4 protein-coding genes are annotated in these 4,195 nt (G+C 55.8%); 3 read left to right on the plus strand and 1 reads right to left on the minus strand.

The genetic code is table 11. The features are described from left to right. Positions 1–306: 306 nt before the first annotated feature. Entirely contained in the window at positions 307–1,116 is an 810-nt protein-coding gene (locus C448_RS10405; RefSeq protein WP_004054567.1) for an aldo/keto reductase, read from the plus strand. 171 nt (positions 1,117–1,287) lie between these two features. Further along, positions 1,288–2,475, plus strand: coding sequence for an orc1/cdc6 family replication initiation protein (locus tag C448_RS10410; protein WP_004054568.1), 1,188 nt, complete (start codon positions 1,288–1,290; stop codon positions 2,473–2,475). Between the two features lie 464 nt (positions 2,476–2,939). On the opposite strand, the gene C448_RS16485 is transcribed toward C448_RS10410, so the two are convergent. Next, positions 2,940–3,443, minus strand: coding sequence for a DUF7342 family protein (locus C448_RS16485; protein ID WP_004054570.1), 504 nt, complete (start codon positions 3,441–3,443; stop codon positions 2,940–2,942). A 235-nt stretch (positions 3,444–3,678) separates the two neighbouring features. Between C448_RS16485 and C448_RS10425 the strand changes: the two genes are divergently transcribed. After that, positions 3,679–4,029, plus strand: coding sequence for a hypothetical protein (locus C448_RS10425; protein WP_004054571.1), 351 nt, complete (start codon positions 3,679–3,681; stop codon positions 4,027–4,029). Positions 4,030–4,195: the final 166 nt, after the last annotated feature.

A 4,195-nucleotide genomic window follows, 5' to 3' on the forward strand; every position in this document is an offset into this window, starting at 1 on the left:
GAGATCGCGTTGATGTGTGCGGTGTACAACATTAAGGAGGCCGCAAAACAGGAAATTCCACTTCCGTCATGCGATTAAACACGGCCGGTCTAATAGACTACCTCGAGACAGGCACGGAAGGTGTCCGGAAAAAGGACGGTCGAACGTGGCCCGTAGCGTCGTTGTGGTCGAGACGCACGGGATAGTAGTGGTGAGAACCGAATACGATACACACTGCCGAGTGGGAGGACGGTGAAGCTGGTTGCCGTGGGGTCACACCGTCGCCGAACACCAGCGTCAAGCGAGCAGCGAACGAAGTGCAGGCCGATGCCGATCGAAGATCTCCCACGGATCGGACTGGGAACCTACTCCGAGAACGACCAACCACAGTGGACCGACAACGTGCGAACGGCGCTCGATGTCGGCTATCGGGCGATCGATACGGCTCATGCCTACGGCAACGAACAGTGCGTCGGCGAGGGGATCGCCTCGTCGTCGGTCGACCGTGAGGACGTCTTCGTCGCGACCAAGACCGTCCACGTCGATCTCCCATCGAGTACGGACGACGTGGAGGCGGCGATCGACGGCTGTCTCGACCGGCTCGGCGTCGAGTACGTCGATTTGCTCTATGTTCACTGGCCGTCGGGAGAGTACGACCACGAGGCGATTTTGCCCGCCTTCGATGAGGCCTACAACGCGGGGAAGGTCCGCCATGTCGGCCTGTCGAATTTCACGCCTGAACTGCTCGATGAGGCGCGTGACGTACTCGACGCTCCGCTTGCCGCCCACCAGGTAGAGATGCATCCACTGCGACCTCAAGAAGAACTGCTCGCGGACGCCCAGCGCCACGGCTACTGGCTGGTGGCATACTCACCGCTCGCTCAGGGGAGAGTTTTCGAGGTGCCCACAATCGAGGCGGTCGCGGACAAACACGACGCGACGCCGGCACAGGTGTCGATTGCGTGGCTGCTCGCCAAGGACAACGTCGCCGTGATCCCGAAGGCGAGCAGCGAAGAGCACATGCGGGACAACCTCGCTGCCGGAGAGGTGGCGTTGGACGAAGAGGACATCGCACGGATCGACGCCATCGAGCGGCGCGAGCGTTGCATCGATCCCGGCCACGCGCCCTGGAACTAGGCACGGACTCGAAGAAAGAGAGAGAGAGAGTACGTTTCGTGTGCTATCGTTCTCAACCGTCCCTTGCAGGCGGAGACAGCGGTTGTCGGCGATGTCCTCGATTAACAGGGAAACAGACGAAGCTCACGAAGTAAGGTTTTAAGTACCAGTGTGCGTATTAAGTGACAGAGCATGCCAGGACCGTTCACTGATATTACGGATACTATTTTCTCGAACAAAGAAGTCCTGAACGAAAGCTATCAACCAGAAGCGATTTTGAAGCGAGAGCAAGAAATCGAGGAATATCGCTACGCACTGCAAGACGTTCTCTTTGGTCGCGATCCCGAGAATGTCATGTTGTATGGAAAAGCTGGGCTCGGAAAGACAGCTGTGACGACGTACATGATGGATGCCCTCAACGATGAGGTGCAGTCACGAGATGAAGCAGATGATCTCCATATCCACAACGTGAACTGCAACAGCAAGACACTCTTTATGATTATCCGCGTGCTTGTGAATAAGCTTCTTCCACAGGATGCAAGTCAGTTTCCAAAGCGGGGGCTCGGAACGGGTGATGCCTTCGAAGAGCTCTATCAACAACTCGATCGTGTCGGTGGAACCCACCTGTTCGTTTTTGATGAGATCGACCACCTTGATGAGGTCGACACGTTGTTGTATGAACTACCACGGGCTCGATCAAACGGGCATCTGACCGATGCAAGAGTCGGCATCATTGGGATCAGTAACAACTACACGTTCCGAAAAACCCTCTCCCCAAAGGTGAAAGACACACTAATGGAAAACGAGATCTCGTTCAGTCCTTATGATGCAACAGAACTCAAAGCAATCCTCAAAGACCGTGCAGAGCAAGCGTTTGTCGAAGACGGATGGGAGCAATCCGCGGTTGGAATGGCATCAGCGATTTCGGCACAAGATATGGGGAATGCTCGCCAGGCGATCGATTTGCTTCGTGTCGGGGGAGAGGTTGCCGAACGAGCAGGCGATAGCTGTGTGATTGATGACCATATCGAGACTGCTCGTGAACTCGTCCAACGTGGACGACTCGCCAATCGAATACGAGACCAGACGGATCATTCGCAGTATGTCCTAGAGACGATTGCACGCCTCGAGAAACGTGATGATACTCCGGCGCGTTCCAAAGAAATTCGAGAGACGTATGAACAGGTTGCAGAATCCTGGGCAACGACGCCACTGACATCGCTGAAGAGTATACAGGATCATCTCGCGGATCTCCACATGTTGGGATTTCTGCAACGCGACAAGCGAAATCAAGGACGGAGTGGTGGGCAGTACTTCGAGTATCAACTCGACCTTGATCCAGAACTAGTCATTGAGACGCGCGAGAAGATAGAAGGATAGCACACGAAACGTACTCTCTTTTCGTCTTCCTAGTCTCCGCTTTCCACCTTGCCGATTGAGCTCAATAGCACACGAAATGTACTCTCCACTGATTTTCTGATATCCGCCACGTTCCGTGTTGATTAGCCTCGATAGCACACGAAACGTACTCTCTTTGTGTCGATCAACGTGATACAGACCTGCAATACTCTGTGCTGGAAAGCACACGAAATGTACTCTCTCTTTTCGTCTTCCTGATCTCCGCTACCGTCCGGGCCGATGAGCTCGATAGCACACGAAACGTACTCTCTTTGGTGGTTCTCTATCCAGTAGTAATCCTCATCGTCAGTCCCGGTACGGGCCATCCTCACGCGATTCAGTCCGTCGACGACGGACGTTCTCGAACGTACCGTGGAGTCGATTCTGGATACAGCCGTGGAGCCGCTTGCTTTGCAAGTTCGCCCGATTAGCGAGGAAGATAGCCATCAGGCGAGTGTCGAGGGAGAGTCTATCCGCGGCGAAGAGAGTTCAACGACGTCATCGTACAGCTGGAGGGCATGCTTCAAAAGTCCAAGTTCAGTATTGATCGCCTTCCACGTCGTGATCACGTTGCGACGGTCACGAAGCTCCGTAGCCGAGAGCTCTTCGGTAGCGAGCTGCTCTCGGAACGCACCAAGCGAATCGACCTCGTAGTTCGTCGCCAGCTCTTCCTGGTCTTCCGTCAGCTCTGTGAGTTGACTTTCCAGTTCGTCGCGCGAATGGGACGTGATCAGGTCCGTTACCTCGTCGAAGAGCATCCGCACGGGGTTCAGATCGTAGGCTTTCGTCCCGTCGACGGTCGTTTCAGTGACCCAGTCATCACTCTGCAGTTGCTGAAGTTCATCATCAGCCGTCGTGCGTGAGACGTCTGCTCGGTCTGCGATCGCCTGTACCGGTGTCGGTTCGTCCAGCAGCTCTGCGACGTGCCGGACACGCTCGCGCCCGCTCATACTCTCTGTCCACGACCCCGGATTTGGGTCAGCCATCATGCTGCTCTTGCACCGCGTGGTGGAAATGATTTCCCTCGTTCAGATATTCAGACCGAAGTTGCGGTTCCCTGAGAGTGTACTGAGAACACTCCGGAGGACCGGTCTGTCTACCTATCGCTACAAGACAATAGGTGATGAATGCTTCCTATCCGTTCGTGCGGATAGACTTACGCCGGGCGAAACCGTAGGCGAATGCATGTCAGATAGAGAACGCGCGAAAACGGGCGAATACGTCGAGACGGTCACGCCTGATCGAGTTCTCGACGCTGTAGCGAGCCACCCCGATCCCACGGTGACAGCGCGGGAGGTCGGCGAGGCGATCGGCTGCTCGACAGACGCCGCTCGCAAGAAGCTCAATCAGCTCCATGAAAGCGGTGATATCAAGCGCAAGAAAGTCGGCGGGCGTTCCATCGTCTGGTGGCTCGACGAAAGCGCGTTCGCGCGGGAACTGAGTCGCAAGTCGATCGCGAACCAGCATGGTGAGGATCACTTCGCCGAAAACCCCGGATGGGCCGACGATCTCCCCGATCTCGGAGAGAACGCATGATCACCGACAGCTGCACCGTCACCGAACAGGCTGATCGGCCGGATTGCTGAGCATCGCTTGGTCCTCGATATCGATCTCGGCGTGTTCGGAAGTTCGAGAAACGGCGGACGAAGATGCAACGGCAAGAGACGCAAGCGAGCAACAGGGCCATGAATTGGGTCACTCC

The sequence above is a fragment of the Halococcus morrhuae DSM 1307 genome, from assembly GCF_000336695.1.
Taxonomy (GTDB): Archaea; Halobacteriota; Halobacteria; order Halobacteriales; family Halococcaceae; genus Halococcus; species Halococcus morrhuae.

Coding starts and splice junctions, on each gene's coding strand:
- C448_RS16485 (WP_004054570.1), bottom strand. CDS start 3,443: ATGAGCGGGCGCGAGCGTGTCCGGCACGTCGCAGAGCTGCTGGACGAA.
- C448_RS10410 (WP_004054568.1), top strand. CDS start 1,288: ATGCCAGGACCGTTCACTGATATTACGGATACTATTTTCTCGAACAAA.
- C448_RS10425 (WP_004054571.1), top strand. CDS start 3,679: ATGTCAGATAGAGAACGCGCGAAAACGGGCGAATACGTCGAGACGGTC.
- C448_RS10405 (WP_004054567.1), top strand. CDS start 307: ATGCCGATCGAAGATCTCCCACGGATCGGACTGGGAACCTACTCCGAG.